Origin of the sequence: Pseudomonas sp. B21-012 (genome assembly GCF_024749305.1) — a bacterium.
Lineage (GTDB): Bacteria > Pseudomonadota > Gammaproteobacteria > Pseudomonadales > Pseudomonadaceae > Aquipseudomonas.
This window is the reverse complement of the sequence record NZ_CP087197.1, coordinates 1,890,839-1,912,664: the sequence shown is the minus strand read 5'-3', so window position 1 is coordinate 1,912,664 and position 21,826 is coordinate 1,890,839. Positions and strand designations below refer to the sequence as shown.

At 60.7% G+C, this 21,826-nt stretch carries 18 protein-coding genes; 2 read left to right on the top strand and 16 right to left on the bottom strand.

The window, feature by feature from the left end; translation table 11 throughout:
• Positions 1-45: 45 nt before the first annotated feature.
• The 3 genes from LOY37_RS08770 to LOY37_RS08760 all read right to left on the bottom strand — a co-directional run bounded on the left by LOY37_RS08770 (position 46) and on the right by LOY37_RS08760 (position 3,349).
• Positions 46-1,671: a methyl-accepting chemotaxis protein gene (locus tag LOY37_RS08770; RefSeq protein ID WP_045202189.1), complete on the bottom strand. Its 1,626-nt coding sequence runs from the start codon at positions 1,669-1,671 to the stop codon at positions 46-48.
• 139 nt (positions 1,672-1,810) lie between these two features.
• The gene (locus LOY37_RS08765) at positions 1,811-2,275 is read right to left on the bottom strand and encodes a DUF3859 domain-containing protein (protein ID WP_258716651.1); all 465 of its coding nucleotides are present in this window, start codon (positions 2,273-2,275) and stop codon (positions 1,811-1,813) included.
• Between the two features lie 66 nt (positions 2,276-2,341).
• Positions 2,342-3,349 carry an amidohydrolase family protein gene (locus LOY37_RS08760; RefSeq protein ID WP_258610167.1) on the bottom strand — a complete coding sequence of 336 codons (1,008 nt, stop codon included), beginning with the start codon at positions 3,347-3,349 and terminating at the stop codon, positions 2,342-2,344.
• Positions 3,350-3,453: 104 nt separating this feature from the next.
• On the opposite strand from LOY37_RS08760, the gene LOY37_RS08755 reads away from it, so the two are divergent.
• Complete coding sequence (locus LOY37_RS08755) at positions 3,454-4,314, top strand: pirin family protein (protein WP_258716650.1); 861 nt, start codon at positions 3,454-3,456, stop codon at positions 4,312-4,314.
• Between the two features lie 84 nt (positions 4,315-4,398).
• On the opposite strand, the gene LOY37_RS08750 is transcribed toward LOY37_RS08755, so the two are convergent.
• The 4 genes from LOY37_RS08750 to LOY37_RS08735 all read right to left on the bottom strand — a co-directional run bounded on the left by LOY37_RS08750 (position 4,399) and on the right by LOY37_RS08735 (position 8,114).
• On the bottom strand, positions 4,399-5,124 hold the full coding sequence (locus LOY37_RS08750; RefSeq protein WP_258716649.1) for a dienelactone hydrolase family protein: 726 nt from the start codon (positions 5,122-5,124) through the stop codon (positions 4,399-4,401).
• Positions 5,125-5,180: 56 nt separating this feature from the next.
• Positions 5,181-7,085 carry a molecular chaperone HtpG gene (htpG, locus tag LOY37_RS08745; protein ID WP_123568226.1) on the bottom strand — a complete coding sequence of 635 codons (1,905 nt, stop codon included), beginning with the start codon at positions 7,083-7,085 and terminating at the stop codon, positions 5,181-5,183.
• A 94-nt stretch (positions 7,086-7,179) separates the two neighbouring features.
• The gene (locus LOY37_RS08740) at positions 7,180-7,641 is read right to left on the bottom strand and encodes a PaaI family thioesterase (RefSeq protein WP_258716648.1); all 462 of its coding nucleotides are present in this window, start codon (positions 7,639-7,641) and stop codon (positions 7,180-7,182) included.
• Positions 7,638-8,114, bottom strand: coding sequence for a PaaI family thioesterase (locus tag LOY37_RS08735; protein ID WP_045202204.1), 477 nt, complete (start codon positions 8,112-8,114; stop codon positions 7,638-7,640). Before LOY37_RS08735 ends, LOY37_RS08740 begins: the two co-directional genes overlap by 4 nt.
• Positions 8,115-8,266: 152 nt before the next feature.
• On the opposite strand from LOY37_RS08735, the gene LOY37_RS08730 reads away from it, so the two are divergent.
• On the top strand, positions 8,267-8,542 hold the full coding sequence (locus LOY37_RS08730; protein WP_045202206.1) for a hypothetical protein: 276 nt from the start codon (positions 8,267-8,269) through the stop codon (positions 8,540-8,542).
• 86 nt (positions 8,543-8,628) lie between these two features.
• On the opposite strand, the gene LOY37_RS08725 is transcribed toward LOY37_RS08730, so the two are convergent.
• From LOY37_RS08725 to sdhA, 9 genes are all read right to left on the bottom strand, one after another.
• Entirely contained in the window at positions 8,629-9,369 is a 741-nt protein-coding gene (locus LOY37_RS08725; RefSeq protein WP_045202208.1) for a DUF599 domain-containing protein, read from the bottom strand.
• A gap of 189 nt (positions 9,370-9,558) precedes the next feature.
• Positions 9,559-10,872: a branched-chain amino acid transport system II carrier protein gene (brnQ, locus tag LOY37_RS08720; protein WP_045202210.1), complete on the bottom strand. Its 1,314-nt coding sequence runs from the start codon at positions 10,870-10,872 to the stop codon at positions 9,559-9,561.
• 354 nt (positions 10,873-11,226) lie between these two features.
• Positions 11,227-12,111, bottom strand: coding sequence for a succinate--CoA ligase subunit alpha (sucD, locus tag LOY37_RS08715; RefSeq protein WP_045200545.1), 885 nt, complete (start codon positions 12,109-12,111; stop codon positions 11,227-11,229).
• The gene (sucC, locus tag LOY37_RS08710; RefSeq protein WP_010224674.1) at positions 12,111-13,277 is read right to left on the bottom strand and encodes an ADP-forming succinate--CoA ligase subunit beta; all 1,167 of its coding nucleotides are present in this window, start codon (positions 13,275-13,277) and stop codon (positions 12,111-12,113) included. Before sucC ends, sucD begins: the two co-directional genes overlap by 1 nt.
• Before the next feature lie 175 nt (positions 13,278-13,452).
• Positions 13,453-14,889 (bottom strand): dihydrolipoyl dehydrogenase, encoded by a 1,437-nt coding sequence (gene lpdA / locus LOY37_RS08705; RefSeq protein WP_038996215.1) that lies wholly within the window; start codon positions 14,887-14,889, stop codon positions 13,453-13,455.
• A 105-nt stretch (positions 14,890-14,994) separates the two neighbouring features.
• Positions 14,995-16,215: a 2-oxoglutarate dehydrogenase complex dihydrolipoyllysine-residue succinyltransferase gene (odhB, locus tag LOY37_RS08700; protein WP_045200542.1), complete on the bottom strand. Its 1,221-nt coding sequence runs from the start codon at positions 16,213-16,215 to the stop codon at positions 14,995-14,997.
• Between the two features lie 42 nt (positions 16,216-16,257).
• The gene (locus LOY37_RS08695; RefSeq protein ID WP_258716647.1) at positions 16,258-19,089 is read right to left on the bottom strand and encodes a 2-oxoglutarate dehydrogenase E1 component; all 2,832 of its coding nucleotides are present in this window, start codon (positions 19,087-19,089) and stop codon (positions 16,258-16,260) included.
• A gap of 246 nt (positions 19,090-19,335) precedes the next feature.
• Positions 19,336-20,040: a succinate dehydrogenase iron-sulfur subunit gene (locus LOY37_RS08690; RefSeq protein ID WP_010224678.1), complete on the bottom strand. Its 705-nt coding sequence runs from the start codon at positions 20,038-20,040 to the stop codon at positions 19,336-19,338.
• 11 nt (positions 20,041-20,051) lie between these two features.
• Complete coding sequence (gene sdhA / locus LOY37_RS08685; protein ID WP_045200538.1) at positions 20,052-21,824, bottom strand: succinate dehydrogenase flavoprotein subunit; 1,773 nt, start codon at positions 21,822-21,824, stop codon at positions 20,052-20,054.
• Positions 21,825-21,826: the final 2 nt, after the last annotated feature.

Below are 21,826 nucleotides of genomic sequence, written 5' to 3'. Positions count from 1 at the left end.
TGCACTCAAAACGCCCCGACTCGTCGGGGCGTTTTTGTTTGTGCCTTACACCGAAAAGCGCCCCACCAGCCCATTGAGCTCAATCGCCAGCTGTGACAACGCCTGGCTCGCCGCATTGGTCTGATTCGCCCCCGCCGACGTCTGCATCGCCAGGTCGCGAATATTGGTCAGGTTGCGGTCCACCTCCCGCGCCACCTGCGCCTGCTGCTCCGAGGCACTGGCGATCACCAGGTTGCGCTCGTTGATCAGGCTGATGGCCGCGGCAATCTCCTCCAGCGCCGCCCCGGCGGCATGTGCGCCTTCCAGGGTGCCGCGCGCCCGCTCGTTGGTCTGCTGCATGCCCTCGACCGCACGATTGGTGCCCTGCTGGATGCCGTCGATCATCTGCTCGATTTCCCGGGTCGACTGCTGGGTGCGATGGGCCAGTGCCCGCACCTCGTCAGCCACCACGGCAAAACCGCGCCCGGCATCACCGGCGCGCGCCGCCTCGATCGCCGCGTTCAGGGCCAGCAGGTTGGTTTGCTCGGCAATCGCGCCGATCACATCCAGCACCTTGGTAATGCCATGCACCTGTTGCGCCAGTTGCCCGACCTCTTCGGCGTTGGCAGTGACGCCAGCGGCCAGGTCTTCGATCGAGGTCACGGTCAGGCGCACCTGCTCGCGCCCTTGACGGGCGATGCGGTCGGACTCGCGCGAGGCTTCGGAGGTGGCCACGGCATTGCTCGCCACCTCCTCCACCGCAGTGGTCATCTGGTTGACCGCGGTGGCCGCCTGTTCGATTTCCTGGCTTTGCTGCATCAGCCCGCGGGTGGCATCTTCGGTTACCGCGCTGAGTTCTTCGGAGGCCGAGGCCAGCTGGCTGGAAGAATCGGAGATGCGCCCGATGGTATCGCGCAGGCTTTGCTGCATCTGCTTCAAGGCCGCCAGCAAGCGCGCCGGCTCATCCTTGCCCTGCACCGAGATCTGCGGGGTCAGGTCTCCGGTGGCGACCACTTCGGCGACCTGCAGCGACTGCGCCAGTGGCCGAACGATGCTGCGGGTCAGAGTCAGGGCCAGGACCACGGTGAGCACCACAGCGGCGATCAGCAAGCCGATCACCCAGATCCGCGCCTGCGTGTAGACGACTTCGGCAAGGTCGGTGGCGCTGTTGGCATGCTGATTATTGAGCGCGATCAGCTCGTTGAGGCTGGCGGTCATCTGGTCGGCGAGCTGGTTCATCTCGCCATTGACCATGGCCACCGCCTCTTCCACCCGGTGCTCGGTAGACAACTGCACCACCTGGGCCTGCAGCTTGAGGTAGCGCCGCTCCAGGTCCAGGTAGCGGTCGAACAGCGTCTGTTCTTCAGGCAGGACGATCAGCGCCTGGTACTTCTGCTGGGCCTTGTCCAGACCGGACTTAATCTCTTCGATGCGCGACTTGTTCTGCTCCAGCGCCGCCGCATCGCGATTGACCAAAAGGCGCAGGGTCAAGGCGCGGATGCGCAACATGTCCTGGGTCATCTGCCCGACCGAGATCACGCTGGGCAACCAGTTGCTGTCGACCTGCTCGGACTGCTGGCGCATGCTGGTCATCTGCATCAAGGCAAACGCACCCAAGGCAAACACCAGCGCCGCCACCAGGCCGAAGCCCAGGCCGGCCCTGGGCGCGATATTCATGCTTCTCAAGCTCATCTTCTGGCTCCCTCCAAAAGCGCTGCTCAATAGGGCAGCAGTCCTTGCTTCTAGACGGTATCGGCCTGTGGAAAATTTGCGTAAGACGAAAACGTGATATCAAAAGGCCTTATGATCGCGACGCCAGGGTCGCCCTGCCTCAGCGCACGGTAAAGCGCTGCTCGGCCAGCAGGCGATCGCCCTGAAAGACCATGAAATGCCATTGCCCCGGCACCACTTCGTGGTTCTCGGTGAACTCGTAGGCCATGACATCCTGAACCGCACCGGGCACCAGCTTTTGTACCACTTCGAACTTGTCGTGGCGCTTGCCGTCGGGTGTGCGCACGCCAGGGGTGAGGTACAGCAGGGTCAGCGGCGTGTCCTCGGCGACCTTGCCTTCCAGGCGGTAGCGCATACCGAATTTGCTACCCAGGCGCGCCGGGATTTCATCGGTTTGCTGGATGGTCTGGTTGCTCTGCCTCAGCACCCGCTCACCGGGCTGGAAGTTCTGGTGGCGGGTTTCGAACAGGCCGTACTCGACCGGACCTTCGACGCGAACCTCGGCAGCGGCCAGGCCACTGACCAGCAACAGCCCGCACAGGGCGCTGAAACGACGTGGAAACATAGTGCACTCCATCAGGTTGATGGCGGCAGGCTATGACGCGGGCATGACAAGCTGATGACAGTGCTGTCATTTGCGTGCCTTGGGCAGCACCGCGAGGAAGTTGTCGCGGGCGACCTTTTGCGCCACCTCGGCAGGCAAGGCATCGAGAAACGGATCGAAACCATGCAACTGTTCGCCCAGGCTGTTGAAGCGCCCGACCACGTCGGAGCCAAGCATGAAGCGCTCAGGGAAGCGTTTGACCAGCGCCAGCCACTCAGCCCTGGGCTTGCCCTTTTCATCCAGCAGATAAGGCTGCAGCACGCTCCAGGACAGGTCTATGTAAAGGTTCGGGTAATCCTCGAGCATCCGTGTCAGGGTCGGCAGCAGAAAATCCAGCTGCGTCTGGTGCCGATGAATCTCCATACTGGTGCCGGCATGGGCCCAGATGAAGCGGGTGTGCGGGTGATTGCGCAACGGTTCTTCGATTTCCGCCAGGTACAGCGGGTTGCGTTCGCGCTTGGAGGTGATATTGGAATGGATCAGCACCGGCAGGTCCTGCTCGGCGGCCAGGTGATAGATGCGGGTCATGGCCTCGTTGTTGGCCCTGGGCGTGTCGCCGCTGGTCAACGCGGTGAGGTCGTCGTGGCGGGTGAACACCTCGCCGATACCCTGCCACAGGCCCGGGTGCAGCGCGAGCATGCGTTCGATGTGGGCCACGGCGTTCTTGTCTACCGGGTTGAAGCCGGTTAGAAACGGATGAAAGCGCTGGCGCTGCTCAGGCGTGAGCTTTTCCAGCGCCGCAGCAACGTAGATGTCGGTGGCGCTGTACCAATAGGCATCGGCATCGTCGCCCGCGTAGTAACGCGGGCGCTTGGGCTCGTCTTCGTGCCACTTCTTGGCCACCGGGATGCCGGAAATCATCGACTGGTCGATGCGCGCCTCATCCATGGCCTTGAGCAAGGCGTCCATGCCGGCGGTTTCCTGGAAAAAATCGACGTAATGCAGGTGCGCATCACTGTAGTGATACTCGCGCGCCTGCGCCGCCTGCAGCGACAGCCCCAGCAACAGCGCCCAGCCCAGACACCTGGCAATCATTTCGCATTCCTTCTGGCCGATTCAGACAGGGTAGACCGGAGCGAACACACGCCAGTTCAGCAGGTTATGCTACAAGAACTTTCCCTGCTGTCCTGGAGCACACCGTGAGCCTTCCCCTGGTCATCCGCCCTCGCGCCGAATCGGTCGAAGGCCAACCCATCCTGCGCCCCCTGCCCTCGGCCCAGTGCCGCAGCGTCGGGCCGTTCGTGTTCTTCGACCACATGCTCGAAACCGACTACCCGGCCGGGCGCGGCATGAACATCCGCCAGCACCCGCATATCGGCCTGTCGACCCTCACCTACCTGTTCGAGGGCGCAATCCAGCACAAGGACAGCCTGGGCTCGGATCAACGGGTCAAGGCCGGTGAAGTCAGCTGGATGACTGCCGGCAGCGCCATCGCCCATGTCGAGCGCACGCCGGCCGAACTGCTGCCTGGCAGCTCGCGATTGCACGGTTTGCAGGTGTGGCTGGCATCGCCCAAAGCGCATGAGCAAGGCCCGGGGCACTACAGCCATCATCCGGCGGCGAGCCTGCCGGTCAGTGACAGCCTGGGGGTGCGCATTCGCATGATTGCCGGCAGCGGCTTTTGCCTGCAGTCGCCGGTGCCGGTGTTGTCACCGACCCTGTATGCGCTGGTGCAGATGCAGGCGGCCACTACCCTGACGGTGCCCACCGAGCATGCCGAGCGTGCGCTGTATGTACTGGATGGCGAAGTCAGCCTCGACAATGAAGCGCTCGAGCCGTGCAGCCTGGTGATCTTGCCGCACGGTGAAGAGATGAGCCTGTATGCCGACAGCGAAAGCCAGTTGGTGCTGTTTGGCGGGGCGCCGCTGGACGGGCCGCGGCGGATGAACTGGAATTTTGTTGCCAGCGATCCGGCGCTGATCGAGCAGGCGCGGGCACGCTGGGCGGCCGGGGAGTGGCCGACGGTGCCGGGGGAAACTGAAAGGATCGAGCTGCCTTGAGGTTATCGCGACCGCTACGCGGTCGATCGCCGGCAAGGCTGGCGCCCACAAGGTCAAGTGTGGGAGCCAGCCTTGCCCCTTCACTCAGCGCTGGAACACGTCATCGAGCAAATTGAACATTGCCCGGAACGCGCGCTTGGATGTGCGGGCGTCGTACTTCATCTTGCCGGGAATGTTCGCCGCGGTATCGGTGAACGAATGCACCGCGCCGCCATAGCTGATCAGTTGCCAATCGACCTTGGCCGCATCCATTTCGGCCTCGAAGGCCGGCAACTGCTCTTTGGGCACGAACGGGTCGGCGGCGCCATGCAGCACCAGCATCGAAGCCTTGACCTTGCCTTCTACCGCCGGCAGCGGCGTATCGAGGGTGCCGTGGAACGACACCGCAGCCAGCAGGCGGGCATCTTCGCGGGCCAGCTCCAGGGCGCAGCAACCGCCGAAGCAGAAGCCGAAGGTGGCCAGCTTGCCAGGCTCCAGTACCGCCTTCGATTGCCCCAGCAACTGGTCCAGCGCCGCCTTCAGGCGCTTGCGCAGCTCGACGCGGTCGTTCTTCAGCGGCATCATCGCCGCCCCTGCTTCATCCATGTTCGACGGTCGCAGGGTCTGGCCGTAGATGTCGGCCAGCAACACCACATAGCCCTGAGCGGCGACTTCGCGGGCGATACGCTCGGCGCCCTCGCCCACCCCCATCCAGTTTGGTGCCATCACCAGCCCAGGCTGTTCGCGGGCGCCCTGGGTAAAGAACAAGCGGCTCTCATAGGCTTTGCCGGCAACATGATAGACCAGCGATTCGACGGTAACCTTGCTCATGCACTCCTCCTTGCACAATGAAAAAAGCCCGCCGAAGCGGGCTTTCCTGCAACTACTTAAGCCGACAATTCGACCAGCAGCTTGTTCAGGCGACGAACGTACGCCGCCGGGTCCTTGAGGCTATCGCCCGCCGCCAGCGCGGCCTGATCGAAGAGGATGTGCGAGAAGTCGGCGAAACGGTCTTCGCTCTGCTCGTTGTCCAGCTTCTCGATCAGCGGGTGGCCCGGGTTGAATTCGAAGATCGGCTTGGAGTCCGGCACCTTCTGTCCGCTGGCTTCGAGGATCTGGCGCATCTGCAGGCCCAGGTCCTGTTCACCGATAGCCAGGATCGCCGGCGAATCGGTCAGGCGGTGCGACACGCGCACTTCGCTGACGCTCTCGCCCAGCGCCGCCTTGAGGCGCTCGACCAGGCCTTCTTTCTCCTTGGCGACTTCTTCCTGGGCTTTCTTGTCCTCTTCAGAGTCCAGCTTGCCCAGGTCCAGGTCACCGCGGGCGACGTCGACGAAGCTCTTGCCGTCGAATTCGCTCAGGTAGCTCATCAGCCACTCGTCGATACGGTCGGTCAGCAGCAGCACTTCGATGCCTTTCTTGCGGAAGACTTCCAGGTGCGGGCTGTTCTTGACCTGCGCGTAGGATTCGCCGGTGAGGAAGTAGATCTTGTCCTGACCTTCCTTGGCGCGGGCCAGGTAGTCGGCCAGGGCAACGCTCTGCTCGCCGCTTTCGTCATGGGTGGAGGCGAAACGCAGCAGGCCGGCGATCTTTTCCTTGTTGGCGAAGTCTTCAGCCGGGCCTTCTTTCATCACCTGGCCAAAGTTCTTCCAGAAACCCTTGTACTGCTCAGGCTCGTTCTTGGCCAGCTTCTCGAGCATGTCCAGCACGCGCTTGGTCAGCGCCGACTTCATCGAATCGATGATCGGGTCTTTCTGCAGGATTTCGCGCGAAACGTTCAGCGACAGGTCGTTGGAATCGACCACGCCCTTGATGAAACGCAGGTACAGCGGCAGGAAGGATTCTGCCTGGTCCATGATGAACACACGCTGCACGTACAGCTTCAGGCCGCGTGGCGCTTCACGCTGGTACAGGTCGAACGGGGCGCGGGCCGGTACGTAGAGCAGCGAGTTGTACTCAAGCTTGCCTTCGACCTTGTTGTGGCTCCAGGCCAGCGGGTTCTCGAAATCGTGACCGATGTGCTTGTAGAACTCCTGGTATTCCTCGTCCTTGATCTCGGTACGCGGACGGGTCCACAGGGCGCTGGCGCGGTTGACGGTTTCCCATTCTTCGGCCGGCTTTTCTTCACCTTCGCCGGCTTCGACCTGTTTTGGCAGCTCGATCGGCAAGGCGATGTGATCGGAGTACTTCTTGACGATGTTGCGCAGGCGCCAGCCGTCGGCGAACTCTTCTTCACCTTTTTTCAGGTGCAGGACGATGCGCGTACCGCGCTCGGCCTTGTCGACAGTGGCAACTTCAAAGTCACCCTCGCCCTTGGACGACCAGTGCACGCCCTCGGCAGCTGGCAGGCCGGCGCGGCGGCTGAATACGTCGACCTTGTCGGCGACGATAAAGGCCGAGTAGAAGCCCACGCCGAACTGACCGATCAGGTGCGAGTCCTTCTTCTGGTCGCCGGTGAGGTTTTTCATGAAGTCGGCGGTGCCGGACTTGGCGATGGTGCCCAGGTGCGCGATGACCTCTTCGCGGCTCATGCCGATGCCGTTGTCTTCGAGGGTGACGGTGTTGGCGTCCTTGTCGAAGCTCAGGCGGATTTTAAGCTCGGCGCCGCCTTCGAGCAGCTCTGGCTTGGCCAGGGCTTCGAAGCGCAGTTTATCGACGGCGTCGGAGGCGTTGGAAATCAGTTCGCGAAGGAAGATTTCCTTGTTCGAATACAGGGAATGGATCATGAGGTGCAGCAGTTGCTTCACCTCGGTCTGGAAGCCCAGGGTTTCTTTTTGAGTTTCCACACTCATGGTCTTCAACACTCCGATCTGATGGCAGTTGTCGTTGGGCAGGCCGGCGGCCTGCTTTCACGGCGGGATGCACAACAGATGGGGGTGGCTGGGGCTATTTCAAGGGCGAAGTCATTTCTTCGATCTTGAAATGCGCGCGCGCCGTGGCAATCGGTTCGTCCGCGTCGCCCTGCCAGGCGGTTATGGCCACGTTGGTTACCCGCCGGCCCTGGCGCCATAGCTGGCAGCGGGCGTAGGTGTCGCGGTAGTGGCCGGCGCGCAGGTAGTCGATGGAAAAGTCGATGATCTTCGGGATCGCCGCGCTTTCGCTGAAAATCAGCAGGTACAGCGCCGCCGACAGCTCCATGAAGCCTGCGATCACCCCGCCGTGGATCGCCGGCAGCAACGGATTGCCAATGTTGTCCTGGCTGGCCGGCAGGCAAAACAACAGGTCATCGCCCTGGCGGCTGCACTGGATACCAATCAATCCGGCATAAGGGATCAACTGCAGCAGCGGCTCATAATTACCTTCGGCATGGGCCTGGCGCAGTTGCTGGTGTACCTCTGGCGCAATCATTGGCCGCTCCCCTTGAGCTTGCTGGCGAAATTCAGGCCGCCCTTGATGCCCTTGCCCAGGCGCATGAAAGTGCCTACCACCTGGGCGATCGGCTGCTGCGGGTCGTCCTGGTAGGCCAGCCCACGGGTGAAGATCACATCGCGAGAAACGCGATAGCAGTAGGCATGGCCGAAGATGTCCTTGCCGGCCTCGGCCGGCTGCATGTAGTCGATGCGCAGGTCTAGCGTCGGGCATACCTCGAACTCAGGCAGCGCACAAAGGGTAGCCATGCCGCAGGTGGTGTCCATCAGGGTGGTCACCGCCCCGCCATGCACGGCGCCGGTCTGTGGGTTGCCGACGATCTTCGTCGAGTACGGCAACACCAGGGTCATGCCCTGGGCATCAGCGTGATGCACGCGCATCTGCAGCACCTGGCAATGTCGCAATGCCGAGAGAAAACGTTCGGCCATTGCCAGCAAAGAAGTGTCGGTCATTTGAAAAACTCCCGGGCCATTGAGAACATGCACACAGTCTGGCAAATGTCCATATAGAACCATTTGTTATATATCTGTATTGTGCGCGGAACTTCTACCGGTTACTTGAGCTCGAAGGAACAAGTAACTTATTCCACAAGGAGAAACACCCCATGCGTAAACCTTTTGCTTTTGCCGTTATGCTCGCCGCTGCTCTGGGCCTGGCCGCTTGCGATAAAGCCAGCGAGAACAAAGCCCAAGATGCTCAACAACACGCCGAGCAAGCCCAAGAGAAGATGGGTGAAGCTCAGGATAAAGTGAACGAGGCCGCGAAAGAAAACGCCGAAGCCGCCAAAGATCAGGCCGAAGCGCAACAGAAAGCCGCTGAAGAAGCTGCAAAAGAAGCTGCACCTGCTGCTCCAGCTACTCCTGCCGAGCCTGCCAAGTAAGCAAGCCCGCCGGAATAAAAAAACCCGACGCTGTCGGGTTTTTTTATGCCTGTTGCAATAAGGTTAAACGATTCAGTCAATAACCTTCAGGCGAGGTTCTCTTTGCCGGGTTCCGCCACCGGCGCTTCGGTCGGGGTATAGACCATCACATCGAGCACATCGGAGTGGAATTCACGGCGATACAGCACCAGCACTACCCCGGTACTCATCAACATAAACAACCAGGGGCTGATAAACCAGCAGAGCATGGCCATGCCGAAGTAATAGGAACGCAGGCCAAAGTTGAACTGGTTGGCGGCCAGGGAAATAACCTTGGCCGCTCTAAGGGCAAAGGCCTTGCGCTCAAGTTCGCTGACCTGACGCTCGCCGATCATCGGCGCCGAACCCACCAATACGGCGGCGAAGTTGTATTGACGCATGCACCAGCTGAAAGTGAAGAAGGCGTACACAAATACCATCGCCAGGCACAGCAACTTGATTTCCGACATGCCCTGGGACGCCTGCTGCACCAGCGGCAGGTCTGCCAGCAACGATACCGCACGGTCTGATGCGCCGAGCACGGTGAGAATACCGGCCAGGATGATCAAGGTGCTGGAGGCAAAGAACGAGGCGTTGCGCTCCAGGTTACCGATCACGCTGGCATCGGCGATGCGGTTGTCACGCAGCAGCATGCGGCGCATCCAGTCTTCGCGGTACAGGTGCAGCACGCTGGCCAGGCAAGCGGTATCGCGGCCCTTCCAGGTGGCATAACGGGTGTATCCGCCCCAGCAGACAACGAACCAGCAGGCGGCCAGCAAGTGGATCAGATTGCTTTGAATGAAGCTCATGCAAGGTCCTGATTGAAGTTTCGAGCACAATAAAGCCCATTGACCGGCTTTCGACGCTTTAGCGCAGAAAAAGACACGTCTGCCGTGCAGAAACGAAAAAGCCCCGCGTCCTTGCGGACACGGGGCTCGGAATTTGCCGTGACGGTCACCCTGTTGGCTTGTGGCCGGTGTCCGTCATAGGGCCAATTCTCAGGCCAGCACTTCGCGTGGCTTGCCAAGCATGCGGTCACACACCACCGCAACGCCCAGGGCCACTACCGACGGTACCAGCCAGGCCAGGCCCTGCTCGCTCAGCGGCAGGTGGGCGAGGATTTCCGGCAGTTCGCTGGCCAGGGCGGTGCCCTTGATGGCATCGATCATGCCGAACAGCAGCGACACCAGCATCACCGGCGCGAGGATGCGCACCTCGGAATTCCACAGCTCTTTGCAGAAGCTCAGGCCCACGACCACGATGCACGGCGGGTAGATAGCCGTCAGCACCGGAATCGAGAACATGATCAGCTTGGTCAGGCCGAGGTTGGAGATCAGCAGCGAGAAGCCGGCAAGGATCACCACCAGGGTGCGGTACGACAGCGGCAGTACCTGGCTGAAATACTCGGCACAGGCGCAGGTCAGGCCAACGGCGGTCACCAGACAGGCCAGGGCGATCAGCACGGCCAGGAAGCCGCTGCCCAGCGAGCCGAAGGTGTGCTGTACATAAGCATGCAGTACCGCTGCGCCGTTGCTGGCACCGGCGGCGATTTCATGGCTGCCGGCACCCAGGCGGAACAGGCTGATGTACACCAGGGCCAGGCCGACCCCGGCGATCAGGCCGGCAATGATCGCGTAGCGGGTGATCAGCCGCGGCGATTCGACACCGCGCGAACGGATGGCGTTGACGATGACGATACCGAACACCAGGGCGCCGAGGGTATCCATGGTCAGGTAACCATTGATGAAGCCCTGGGAGAACGGTGCGGCAACGTAGGCCGGCTGCGCTTCACCGATACCACCGGCGGGCAGCATGAACGCGGCGATGCCGAGTGCGGCCAGGGCGATGATCTTCAGCGGCGCGAGGAAGCGACCGACGGTGTCGAGCAACTTGCCCGGGTACATGGACACCGCCAGCACCACCAGGAAGTACACCAGGCTGTAGATAAACAGGGCCAGCGGGCTTTCACCGGTCAGCGGCGCAACACCCACCTCGAAGGATACGGTGGCGGTACGCGGAGTGGCGAACAGCGGGCCTACCGACAGGTAGCACACCGCCGCCAGCAGGCCGCCGGCGACCTTGCCGATCGGGCTGCTCAGGGCATCCATGCCGCCGCCGACCTTGGCCAGGGCGACAACAGTGATAACCGGCAGGCCCACAGCAGTGATCAGGAAACCCAGCGCCGCCATCCACACGTGTGGACCGGATTGCAGACCGACGATAGGTGGGAAAATGATATTGCCCGCGCCGACGAACAAAGCGAACGTCATAAAACCAAGTGCCAGGATGTCCTGGCCTTTTAAAACTTTCATTAAGGAAATACCACACTGCTGAAATCGGGATTTAGAGAGGGATTTCCCCTTGGGTGAGGGAAATGCTGCCTGGCTGGATGAGCCAGACCCGTTTAGCGTGTCGTTCCCTTTTGGGGAGCGGGCACAAAATGAGTGCATAGGTTAACGAATTTGTCACAGAAACGCACTGCTGCAGGGCTGCTTGTCCGATGTGTGAATATGCGTGTCGCTTGCGCGACAGCCTCAAGCGGCAAGTTACAAGCTGCAAGCTTGCCGCAATACCCTCTTGCAGCTTGAAGCTTGCCCCTTGCCGCTGCTGCCCGGTAAACAAAAAAGGCCACCCGAAGGTGGCCTTTCTTGTTTACCGGGCAGTGCTTACTTCTTCACTTCCCAGCCAGTCAGCTCGGCCAGGGCCTTGCCGATGTCTGCCAGCGAACGCACGGTTTTCACACCAGCATCCTGCAGCGCAGCGAATTTCTCGTCTGCAGTGCCTTTGCCGCCGGAGATGATGGCGCCAGCGTGGCCCATACGCTTGCCCGCAGGCGCGGTAACACCAGCGATGTAGGAAACCACAGGCTTGGTAACGTTGGCCTTGATGTAGGCAGCTGCTTCTTCTTCAGCCGAACCGCCGATCTCGCCGATCATGACGATCGCTTCGGTCTTCGGGTCTTCCTGGAACAGCTTCAGGATGTCGATGAAGTTGGAGCCCGGGATCGGGTCGCCACCGATACCGACGCAGGTGGACTGACCGAAACCGGCGTCAGTGGTCTGCTTGACCGCTTCGTAGGTCAGGGTGCCGGAACGCGAAACGATACCGACCTTGCCTGGCAAGTGGATGTGACCTGGCATGATGCCGATCTTGCACTCGCCCGGAGTGATGACGCCTGGGCAGTTAGGGCCGATCAGGGTAACACCCAGCTCGTCGCACTTGACCTTGGCATCGAGCATGTCCAGGGTAGGAATGCCTTCGGTGATGCAGACGATCAGCTTGATGCCGCCGAAGGCAGCTTCCAGGATCGAGTCCTTGCAGAAAGGAGCTGGAACGTAGATGACCGACGCATCAGCGCCGGTAGCTTCTACTGCTTCTTTCACAGTGTTGAACACTGGCAGGCCCAGGTGGGTGGAGCCACCCTTGCCTGGCGTCACGCCGCCGACCATCTTGGTGCCGTAGGCGATGGCTTGCTCGGAGTGGAAAGTACCTTGCGAGCCGGTGAAGCCCTGGCAGATGACTTTGGTGTCTTTATTGATCAGGACGCTCATTACTTGCCCTCCGCAGCTTTGACAACTTGTTGAGCAGCGTCGGTCAGGCTGGTTGCCGCAATGATGTTCAAACCGCTTTCTGCCAGTACTTTAGCACCCAGTTCAGCGTTGTTGCCTTCCAGGCGAACAACAACCGGTACCTTGACGCCGACTTCTTTCACAGCGCCGATGATGCCTTCGGCAATCATGTCGCAACGAACGATGCCGCCGAAGATGTTGACCAGAACGGCCGCGACATTGCTGTCGGACAGAATGATCTTGAAGGCTTCGGTAACGCGCTCTTTGGTAGCACCACCACCTACGTCGAGGAAGTTGGCTGGCTTGCCGCCGTGCAGGTTGACGATGTCCATGGTACCCATGGCCAGGCCGGCACCGTTGACCATGCAGCCGATGTTGCCTTCCAGGGCCACGTAGTTCAGCTCGAAGCTGGCAGCGTGGGCTTCACGAGGATCGTCTTGCGACGGGTCGTGGAAGGTTTTCAGCTTAGGCTGACGGTACATGGCGTTAGCGTCGATGTTGATCTTGGCATCGAGGCAGTGCAGGTCGCCGTCGGCCTTGATGACCAGCGGGTTTACTTCCAGCAGGGCCAGGTCGTGTTCTTTGAACAGCTTGGCCAGGCCTACGAAAATCTTGGCGAACTGAGCAACTTGCTTGCCTTCCAGACCCAGCTGGAACGCCAGTTCACGACCCTGGAATGGCTGAGCGCCAACCAGTGGATCGATAGTAGCCTTGATGATCTTCTCAGGAGTCTCGTGAGCGACTTTCTCGATGTCCACGCCACCTTCGGTGGAAGCCATGAACACGATACGGCGGCTCGAACGGTCGACTACAGCGCCCAGGTACAGCTCTTTGGCGATGTCAGTGCAGGATTCGACCAGGATCTTGGTCACTGGCTGACCGTTGGCGTCGGTCTGGTAGGTTACCAGACGCTTGCCCAACCATTGCGCAGCGAACGCCTTGGCGTCTTCCTTGCTGCGAACCAGCTTGACGCCGCCCGCTTTACCGCGACCACCGGCGTGGACCTGGGCTTTGACAACCCACTCGGTGCCACCGATCTTGTCGCAGGCTTCTGCGGCAGCTTCAGGGGTGTCGACTGCGAAACCCTTGGAAACTGGCAGGCCGTATTCAGCGAACAGCTGCTTACCCTGATACTCGTGAAGATTCATGCTTTTTACCGTCTTCGTTAGGTACTGCGCTTCGGCGCTGCGCTCCATGGGAGTGCCGCGCCACCTGTGACCACTTGCCCCCGGTATGCTCCGGGAGTTCGAGTCCGGCGGACTTTCCGCGGTGAGTCATGCACGCAAGACTCACGACGGGCCACCCGCCGTGGTTTCTTATTGTTTAACGCTTCTTACGGTTGGCAACGTGAATGGCACCGCCATTCACAGCCAGCGCGGCTTCATGCAGCGCTTCGGACAGGGTCGGATGGGAGAAAACCATCATGCCCAGGTCTTCGGCGCTGGTGCCGAATTCCATTGCGATTGCACCCTGCTGCACCAGTTCGGCAGCCGATGGGCCAATCACGTGTACACCCAGGACGCGGTCGGTCTTGGCATCGGCGATGACCTTGACGAAACCACCGGTGTCGTTGGCAGCCATCGCACGGCCGCTGGCCGCGAACGGGAAGGTGCCCACGTTAACCTCAACGCCTTCGGCCTTCAAGGTCTGTTCGGTTTTACCGACCCATGCGATTTCCGGGTGGGTGTAGATAACCGACGGGATCAGGTCGTAGTTCATCTGGGCTTTGTGGCCCTTGATGCGCTCGACGACCATGATGCCCTCTTCCGAGGCCTTGTGCGCCAGCATCATGCCACGAACCACGTCACCGATGGCGTAAACGCCCGGTACGCTGGTCGCGCAGTGATCGTCGACGAAGATGAAACCACGCTCGTCGATGGTCACGCCGCTGTCGGCAGCCAGCAGATCGGTGGTCACCGGACGACGGCCGACCGCAACGATCAGCTTGTCGAAGGTGATCTTCTGCTCGCCGTTGGCGTCGGTGTAGGTCACTTCGACTTCAGCGCCGTTGACCTTCGAGCCGGTCACGCGAGCGCCCAGCTTGATGTCCAGGCCTTGCTTGGTCAGGGTTTTCAGCGCTTCCTTGGAGACAGCGGCGTCAGCGGCCATCAGGAAGGTGTCCAGGGCTTCCAGGACGGTGACTTCTGCGCCCAGGCGAGCCCAGACCGAACCCAGCTCCAGACCGATCACGCCAGCACCGATCACGCCCAGGCGCTTAGGTACGGTCTGGAATTCCAGGGCGCCGGTGGAATCGACGATGACGTTCTGGTCGACCGGAGCCGGTGGAATGTCGATCGGACGCGAACCGGAAGCCAGAATGACGTTCTCGGCTTCGATGATTTCGGTGGTGCCGTCAGCCTTGGTGACTTCAACTTTCTTGCCAGCCAGCAGCTTGCCGTGGCCCTGGATCGAGGTGACGCCGTTGGCCTTGAACAGGGTGGCAACACCGCCGGTCAGGTTTTTGACGATGCCAGCCTTGCGGCCAACCATCGCGGCGACGTCCATCTTCACTTCGCCAGTGGAGATACCGTGGACGTTGAAGCTCTCTTTGGCTTCCTTGTACTTCCAGGAGCTGTCCAGCAGCGCCTTGGAAGGAATGCAACCCACGTTCAGGCAGGTACCGCCGAGGGCCAGCTTGCCTTCGCCGTCAGTGTACTTCTCGATACAGGCAGTGCTCAGACCGAGTTGCGCAGCCTTGATGGCAGCTACGTAGCCGCCAGGACCTGCGCCAATCACTACCACATCAAATTTTTGCGACATTCAGAAAATCCTCTTTAAAGCTGCAAGCGATAAGCTGCAAGCCACAAGTTCAAGCGCAAACCGTTCAGGCTTGCCGCTCGAAGCTTGCAGCTTGCAGCTGCTCAATCAGATATCCAGCAGCAGACGAGCCGGGTCTTCCAGCAGGTTCTTGATGGTCACCAGGAAGGTCACGGCTTCTTTACCGTCGATCAGACGGTGGTCGTAGGACAGTGCCAGGTACATCATCGGGCGGATCACGACCTGACCGTTAACGGCCATAGGACGCTGGATGATGTTGTGCATGCCCAGGATCGCAGCCTGCGGCGGGTTGACGATCGGGGTCGACATCATCGAACCAAAGGTACCACCGTTGGTGATGGTGAAGGTACCGCCGGTCATTTCGTCGATCGACAGTTTGCCGTCACGGGCTTTCTTGCCGAAGGTGGCGATGCCGTTCTCGATTTCAGCCAGGCTCATCTGCTCGGCGTTACGCAGTACCGGTACCACCAGGCCGCGGTCGCTGGAAACGGCAACGCCGATGTCCGCATAACCGTGGTAGACGATGTCGGAACCGTCGATCGAGGCGTTGACGGCCGGGAAGCGTTTCAGCGCTTCGGTGGCAGCCTTGACGAAGAACGACATGAAGCCCAGGCGTACGCCGTTGTGGGTCTTCTCGAACAGGTCCTTGTACTTCGAACGCAGGGCCATGACTTCGGTCATGTCGACTTCGTTGAAGGTGGTCAGCATGGCCATGTTCGACTGAGCTTCGACCAGACGCTTGGCAACGGTTGCACGTACGCGAGTCATCGGTACACGCTTCTCGGTGCGATCGCCAGTGGCGACGACCGGGGCAGCGGCAGCAGCGGCTGGCTTGGCGGCAGGTGCGGCAGCCGGAGCGGATTTCTTCGCTTCGATGGCAGCAACCACGTCTTCCTTGGTGATACGACCGTCTTTGCCGGTGCCCTTGATGCTGTTCAGGGCGATGCCGTTCTCTTCGGCCAGCTTGCGTGCAGCCGGAGCGCCGATGGCGTCTTCGTCGCCAGCAGCAGCGGCGGCAGGAGCAGCGGCGGCAGGCGCGGCAGCAGCGGCAGGCGCAGCGGCAGCAACACCACCTGCTTCGATCGAACCCAGGACTTCGTCGGACAGGACGGTTTCGCCCTCGCCCTTGACGATAGCGCCCAGCACGCCGTCAGCGGTAGCCAGTACTTCCAGGACAACCTTGTCGGTTTCGATGTCGACGATCAGCTCGTCACGCTTGACCGCTTCGCCCGGTTGCTTGTGCCAGGTGGCAACGGTGCCATCGGCAACCGATTCCGGGAAAGTAGGGGCTTTGATCTCGATAGCCATTATCAGTGGTTCCTTAAATTCGGTTTCTGGTGCGCGATGGCATTAAACGGTGAAGGCATCTTGCAGCAGTTTTTCCTGCTGCTCGGCGTGCATCGAAGCGTAACCACAAGCAGGTGCTGCCGAAGCATCGCGACCGGCGTACTCGAGGACCAGGTCCTTGTTGTGACGGGTCAGGATACGACGCATGTGGTGTTGGCTGCTGTACCAGGCGCCCTGGTTCATTGGCTCTTCCTGGCACCACACCACATCCTTGAGATTGGTGTACGGCGCGAGGATTTCGACCAGGTCGTCTTCAGGGAACGGATACAGCTGCTCGATACGCACGATGGCGATATCTTCGCGGCCTTCGGCACGGCGTTTTTCCAGCAGATCGTAGTAGACCTTGCCGCTGCACAGGACCAGACGAGTGACATTCTTCGGATCGAGGGTATCGATTTCCGGGATCACGGTCTGGAACGAGCCTTCGGCCAGTTCTTCCAGGGTCGAGATGGCCAGCTTGTGGCGCAGCAGCGACTTAGGTGTCAGCACGATCAGCGGCTTGCGCAGCGGACGGATGACCTGACGACGCAGCAGGTGGTAGATCTGAGCCGGCGTGGTCGGTACGCAAACCTGGACGTTGTGCTCGGCGCACAGCTGCAGGTAACGCTCCAGACGTGCCGAGGAGTGCTCCGGCCCCTGCCCTTCATAACCGTGTGGCAGCAGCATGGTCAGACCGCACAGACGGCCCCACTTGTGCTCGCCACTGGTGATGAACTGGTCGACAACCACCTGGGCACCGTTGGCGAAGTCGCCGAACTGGGCTTCCCAGATCACCAGCGCATTCGGCTGGGTGGTCGAGTAGCCGTATTCGAACGCCAGGACCGCTTCTTCGGACAGGAACGAATCGTACAGGTCGAAACGTGGCTGGCCTTCAAAGAGGTTCTGCAGCGGGATGTAGGTGCTGGCGTCCTTCTGGTTGTGCAACACCGCGTGGCGGTGCGAGAAGGTACCGCGACCAATATCCTGACCCGTCATGCGAATCGGGTGACCTTCGAACGCGAGGGTGGCGTAGGCCATGGTTTCGGCGTAGCCCCAGTTGATCGGCAAGCCACCGGCCTGCATCTTCTGGCGATCTTCGTAGATCTTCGAAACCTGCCGCTGAACCACGAAGCCTTCCGGCAGCTCCAGCAGCTTGGCCGACAGTTCCTGCAGGGTCTTCAGATCGAAGCGGGTGTCGTGACGCGCAGTCCAGGCGTGGCCCAGGTAAGGACGCCAGTCGACGAACAGCTCTTTGTTCGGCTCTTTGACCAGGCTTTTCACTACGTGCAGGCCGTTGTCCAGCGCGTTGCGGTACTCGTCGACCTTGGCCTGGACGCGCTCGGCGTCAAGACGGCCCGACTGGGTCAGGGCTTCGGCGTAGAGTTCGCGGGTGGTGCGCTGCTTGGCGATCTGCTGGTACATCAGCGGCTGGGTGCCGTTCGGCTCGTCGGCCTCGTTGTGGCCGCGACGACGGTAGCAGACCAGGTCGATGACCACGTCACGCTTGAACTGCATGCGGTAATCGACCGCCAGCTGGGTCACGAACAGCACCGCTTCCGGATCATCACCGTTGACGTGCAGGATCGGCGCCTGAATCATCTTGGCGACGTCGGTGGCGTACTCGGTGGAACGCGAGTCCAGCGGGTTGCTGATGGTGAAACCAACCTGGTTGTTGATCACGATGTGCACGGTACCGCCGGTCTTGAAACCGCGGGTCTGCGACATCTGGAAGGTTTCCATGACCACGCCTTGACCGGCGAATGCCGCGTCACCGTGGATGGAAATCGGCAGTACCTTGTCGCCAACGGTGTCGTTGCGACGGTCCTGACGGGCACGTACCGAACCTTCAACCACTGGCGAGACGATCTCCAGGTGCGAAGGGTTGAACGCCATGGCCAGGTGAACTTCGCCACCGGCGGTCATCACGTTGGACGAGAAGCCCTGGTGGTATTTGACGTCACCGGAGCCCAGCTCGACCTTCTTCTTGCCTTCGAACTCGTCGAACAGGTCGCGCGGGTTCTTGCCGAAGGTGTTGACCAGGACGTTCAGACGGCCACGGTGAGCCATGCCGATGACAACTTCCTTGGTGCCGTAGGAACCGGAGCGTTGAATCAGCTCGTCCAGCATCGGAATCAGGCTCTCGCCGCCTTCCAGGCCGAAACGCTTGGTGCCCGGGTATTTGGTACCCAGGTATTTTTCCAGACCCTCGGCGGCGGTGACGCGCTCGAGCAGGTGGCTCTGAATATCCGCGGAGAAGACTGGACGCCCACGTACGCTCTCCAGACGCTGCTGGAACCAGCTGCGCTGCTCGGAGTCGACGATGTGGGTGAATTCGGCGCCAATGGTGCGGCAATATGTCTGCTGCAAAGCGTCGAAGATTTCGCGTAGGCTCGCTTCCTCTTTGCCGATGAACAGGTCGCCGGCACGGAAGGTCGTATCAAGATCGGCATTGGTCAAGCCGTAATGATTGATCGACAGGTCTACTGGCGCAGGGCGCTGCCACAACCCCAGGGGGTCGAGCTTAGCGGCTTGGTGGCCGCGCATACGGTAGGCCTGGATCAGTCGCAGAACTTCAACCTGCTTCTTCTCGTGTTCACTGCTCACGCTCCCGGCGGAAACCGGTTGGGCGCGGCGCTGGTTCTTTGCCAGCAGTACGAAATGGTCGCGGATTGTAGAGTGCGATACATCGGTAGCGGTGCTGCCTTCGGCGGGCAACTTCTGGAAGTAAGTGCGCCACTCTTCTGGCACAGCGTTAGGGTCGTGCAGGTAAAGCTCGTAGAGCTCTTCCACATATGCAGCGTTACCACCTGAAAGGTGGGCGCTATCCCACATGCGCTGCATCACGCTTTCTTGCATGCTTGGTCACCCTCGGTTAGGGGACGGATCGGCAAGAGCCACAGCACGCCTGGAAAAGTCCTAATGCAGCGACCCAACCAAGCCACCAAGGATCCTACAGATTTTCCGGGTACCAGCCCGGAAGCCCCTGCTGGTCTCATATCTTCATAGGTAAAAGCTTGGGCTTTGTGGGCCCTAGCTCGGGTTTCACCTTGGTGCGGGCAAGGGCCCGCACCTTGGCGTACTACGGGTACAACACTTTTAAAATCAGGTACCGCTTTGCAGCAGCATGTTACGTACGTGACCGATGGCCTTGGTCGGGTTCAGACCTTTAGGGCAAACGTTTACGCAGTTCATGATCCCGCGGCAACGGAACACGCTGAACGGGTCATCCAGCGAAGCCAGACGCTCCTGGGTCTTGGTGTCACGGCTGTCGGCCAGGAAACGATAGGCCTGCAGCAGTGCAGCTGGACCGAGGAACTTGTCCGGGTTCCACCAGAACGACGGGCAGGAAGTCGAGCAGCAAGCGCACAGGATGCACTCGTACAGGCCGTCCAGCTTTTCGCGTTCTTCCGGCGACTGCAGACGCTCGATGGCCGGAGCCGGCGTATCGTTCTGCAGGAATGGCTTCACCTTCTCGTACTGTTTGTAGAAGATGCTCATATCGACGACCAGGTCACGAATGACCGGCAATCCAGGCAACGGGCGAACGATCAGCTTGTTGCGCTTGACCACGGCCGACAGCGGCGTGATGCAGGCCAGGCCGTTCTTGCCGTTGATGTTCATGCCATCGGAACCGCAAACACCTTCACGGCAGGAACGACGATACGAGAAACCTTCGTCCTGTTCCTTGATCAGTGCCAAGACATCGAGAACCATCAGGTCCTTGCCGCCGGTATCGACCTGGAACACCTGCATCTTGGGTGCCGAGTCGGTATCGGGGTTGTAACGATAAACTTCGACTTGCAACATTGTGGCCACCCTTAGTAAGTCCGGACTTTAGGCTCGAACGCCGGAACGGTTTTCGGCGCGAAGTTGACGGCGCGCTTGGCGACGCGCTTCTCACCCGGGAAGTACAGGGTGTGGCACAGCCAGTTTTCGTCGTCACGGTCTTCGAAGTCTTCACGGGCGTGAGCGCCGCGGGACTCTTTACGGACTTCTGCAGCGATGGCAGTGGCTTCAGCGACTTCCAGCAGGTTCTGCAGCTCCAGCGCTTCGATACGCGCGGTGTTGAAGGCCTGGGACTTGTCGTTGATCTTGACGTTGGCGATACGCTCGCGCAGGCCAGCCAGTTGCTCGATACCCTTCTGCATGTATTCGCCGGTACGGAATACACCGAAGTAGTTCTGCATGCAGCTTTGCAGTTCGCGACGCAGGGTAGCCACGTCTTCGCCGGTGTTGCGCTCGTTGAGCTTGTTCAGACGGCTCAGGGCAACATCGATGTCGGTGTCGCTGGCGTCGAGGTATTCGATACCGTCGCTCAGTGCTTTTTCCAGGTGCAGGCCGGCGGCGCGACCGAAGACCACCAGGTCGAGCAGCGAGTTGCCGCCCAGGCGGTTGGCACCGTGAACCGATACGCACGCCACTTCACCGACCGCGAACAGGCCCGGGATGATGTGGTCGACGCCATCGGCGTCCTGGGTCATGGCCTGGCCATGGATGTTGGTGGCAACGCCGCCCATCATGTAGTGGCAGGTTGGCACAACAGGAACCGGCGCAACCACAGGGTCAACGTGAGCGAAGGTCTTGGACAGCTCGCAGATGCCTGGCAGGCGGCTGTGCAGTACTTCTTCACCCAGGTGGTCAAGCTTGAGCATCACGTGGTCGCCGTTAGGGCCACAGCCGTTGCCGGCGATGATCTCTTTAACCATGGAACGGGCCACAACGTCACGACCGGCGAGGTCTTTGGCGTTAGGCGCATAACGTTCCATGAAACGCTCGCCATGCTTGTTGATCAGGTAACCGCCTTCACCGCGGCAACCTTCGGTGACCAGTACACCAGCGCCGGCGATGCCGGTCGGGTGGAACTGCCACATCTCGATGTCCTGCACCGGAACGCCTGCACGCAGAGCCATGCCAATACCGTCACCGGTATTGATCAGGGCGTTGGTGGTGGAGGAGTAGATACGGCCTGCACCGCCGGTGGCCAGAACCGTGGCCTTGGCTTTGATGTACAGGGTTTCGCCGGTTTCGATGCAGATGGCGATCACACCGACGAACGCACCTTCCTGGTTCTTCACCAGGTCAACGGCGTAGTACTCGTTGAGGAAGGTGGTGCCTGCTTTCAGGTTGCCCTGGTACAGGGTGTGCAGCAGCGCGTGACCGGTACGGTCGGAAGCGGCGCAGGTACGGGCGGCCTGGCCACCTTTACCGAAGTCCTTGGACTGACCGCCGAACGGGCGCTGGTAGATACGGCCTTGCTCGGTACGCGAGAACGGCAGCCCCATGTGGTCCAGCTCGAACACGGCAGCAGGACCTTCCTGACACATGTATTCGATAGCGTCCTGGTCACCGATATAGTCGGAACCCTTGACGGTATCGTACATGTGCCAGCGCCAGTCATCGTTCGGGTCGGCCGAAGCGATGGCGCAGGTGATGCCACCCTGGGCCGATACAGTGTGCGAACGGGTCGGGAAGACCTTGGTGATCACGGCAGTCTTGTGACCGCCCTGAGCCAGCTGCAGCGCTGCGCGCATGCCGGCACCGCCGCCACCAATGATGATGGCGTCGAATGAAATCGTAGGAATGTTAGCCATGA

Excerpts from the sequence above, each read along its gene's own strand:
- LOY37_RS08735 (WP_045202204.1), bottom strand. The coding sequence starts at position 8,114 with ATGACCGACACTTCTTTGCTGGCAATGGCCGAACGTTTTCTCTCGGCA.
- brnQ (WP_045202210.1), bottom strand. The coding sequence starts at position 10,872 with ATGAAAGTTTTAAAAGGCCAGGACATCCTGGCACTTGGTTTTATGACG.
- lpdA (WP_038996215.1), bottom strand. The coding sequence starts at position 14,889 with ATGTCGCAAAAATTTGATGTGGTAGTGATTGGCGCAGGTCCTGGCGGC.
- LOY37_RS08740 (WP_258716648.1), bottom strand. The coding sequence starts at position 7,641 with ATGATTGCGCCAGAGGTACACCAGCAACTGCGCCAGGCCCATGCCGAA.
- LOY37_RS08730 (WP_045202206.1), top strand. The coding sequence starts at position 8,267 with ATGCGTAAACCTTTTGCTTTTGCCGTTATGCTCGCCGCTGCTCTGGGC.
- LOY37_RS08765 (WP_258716651.1), bottom strand. The coding sequence starts at position 2,275 with ATGTTTCCACGTCGTTTCAGCGCCCTGTGCGGGCTGTTGCTGGTCAGT.
- sucC (WP_010224674.1), bottom strand. The coding sequence starts at position 13,277 with ATGAATCTTCACGAGTATCAGGGTAAGCAGCTGTTCGCTGAATACGGC.
- sdhA (WP_045200538.1), bottom strand. The coding sequence starts at position 21,824 with ATGGCTAACATTCCTACGATTTCATTCGACGCCATCATCATTGGTGGC.
- odhB (WP_045200542.1), bottom strand. The coding sequence starts at position 16,215 with ATGGCTATCGAGATCAAAGCCCCTACTTTCCCGGAATCGGTTGCCGAT.
- LOY37_RS08725 (WP_045202208.1), bottom strand. The coding sequence starts at position 9,369 with ATGAGCTTCATTCAAAGCAATCTGATCCACTTGCTGGCCGCCTGCTGG.
- LOY37_RS08750 (WP_258716649.1), bottom strand. The coding sequence starts at position 5,124 with ATGAGCAAGGTTACCGTCGAATCGCTGGTCTATCATGTTGCCGGCAAA.
- LOY37_RS08690 (WP_010224678.1), bottom strand. The coding sequence starts at position 20,040 with ATGTTGCAAGTCGAAGTTTATCGTTACAACCCCGATACCGACTCGGCA.
- LOY37_RS08760 (WP_258610167.1), bottom strand. The coding sequence starts at position 3,349 with ATGATTGCCAGGTGTCTGGGCTGGGCGCTGTTGCTGGGGCTGTCGCTG.
- htpG (WP_123568226.1), bottom strand. The coding sequence starts at position 7,085 with ATGAGTGTGGAAACTCAAAAAGAAACCCTGGGCTTCCAGACCGAGGTG.
- sucD (WP_045200545.1), bottom strand. The coding sequence starts at position 12,111 with ATGAGCGTCCTGATCAATAAAGACACCAAAGTCATCTGCCAGGGCTTC.
- LOY37_RS08770 (WP_045202189.1), bottom strand. The coding sequence starts at position 1,671 with ATGAGCTTGAGAAGCATGAATATCGCGCCCAGGGCCGGCCTGGGCTTC.
- LOY37_RS08695 (WP_258716647.1), bottom strand. The coding sequence starts at position 19,089 with ATGCAAGAAAGCGTGATGCAGCGCATGTGGGATAGCGCCCACCTTTCA.